The 990-nt window shown below is 60.2% G+C and carries 1 protein-coding gene; it reads right to left on the bottom strand.

What is annotated here, in order from left to right; all coding sequences use genetic code 11:
* Positions 1-935: IS110 family transposase (locus IB262_RS35390; protein WP_192494573.1), on the bottom strand; the 935-nt coding region annotated here is incomplete at its 3' end.
* Positions 936-990: the final 55 nt, after the last annotated feature.

Below are 990 nucleotides of genomic sequence, written 5' to 3'. Positions count from 1 at the left end.
GTTCCTCTGATCTTCAGGTGCTCATATTGGGCGCGAAGCTGTGGATCGCTGGCGATCGCCGGGGTGACCGCTTCGACAAAAGCCCAGCGCAGCCACTTGTTGCCCTGCTTGATGATCTTGCCGTGATAGGTCTTGCCGCCGCTCGAATAGGTCGAGGGCACCAGCCCGGCATAGGCGGCCAGCTTCTTCGGGTTGCGGAACCGCGCTATGTCATCGATCTCCGCGTCGATCAGACGGGCGAAGAACTCGCCGATGCCGGGGATCGTCTTCAACAGCCTCACGTTGGGATTGGCCTTGGTCATCGCCCGGATCGTCGCTTCCGACTGCTTGATCCGCTCATCGATGTCGCCAATGAAAGCGAGGCCACGGTCGATCTGGATGCGGTCGATCTCAGAGACGTTGACCTGCGAAAGCTGAATGCGGCCGGCCTTACCAAACAGATCGCCGAGCGTCTTCAGTTGCGCCGTCTGCTCCGGATAGCGATCAAACACCGTGACGATGCGGTTCTTCGTCATCGTGCGCAGCCGCACGTAGAACATCCGCTCCCGCAGGGCGACACGCAGGTCCCGCGACCGCTCGCTTGGCGCCCAGGCTTCCGGCACCAGGTCGGCGCGCAGCAAATGCGCCAGCACGGTCGCATCGATCTTGTCGGTCTTGATCTTGGCGTCGGCGATCGCCTTGACCTTCAACGGGTGGGCGAGAACGACATCATCACAAATGTCGTCGAGCCAGTCGTAGATAACCATCCAGTTGCGCGTCGCCTCGACAACCGCATGGCTGTTTTCGCGGTACCGCTCGAGAAACCCGCCGAGCGACTGGCGATCGTTCTTCACCCGGCCGGAGCGCAGCGTCTTGCCGCTGCTGTCCTGCACCACCAGATGGCTATAGGATTTGTGGTAATCAACGCCGATATGGTAATCATAGGACGCAGTCATGCTTCCAACTCCCGTGTTGAGATCTCCAAAACCCCAACAGGATAAGCCGAAAGGC

It is taken from the genome of Ensifer sp. ENS02 (genome assembly GCF_014851885.1).
Classification (GTDB): domain Bacteria; phylum Pseudomonadota; class Alphaproteobacteria; order Rhizobiales; family Rhizobiaceae; genus Ensifer; species Ensifer adhaerens.
The sequence above is the reverse complement of the archived record's forward strand: the minus strand, read 5'-3'. Positions and strand labels throughout refer to the sequence as shown.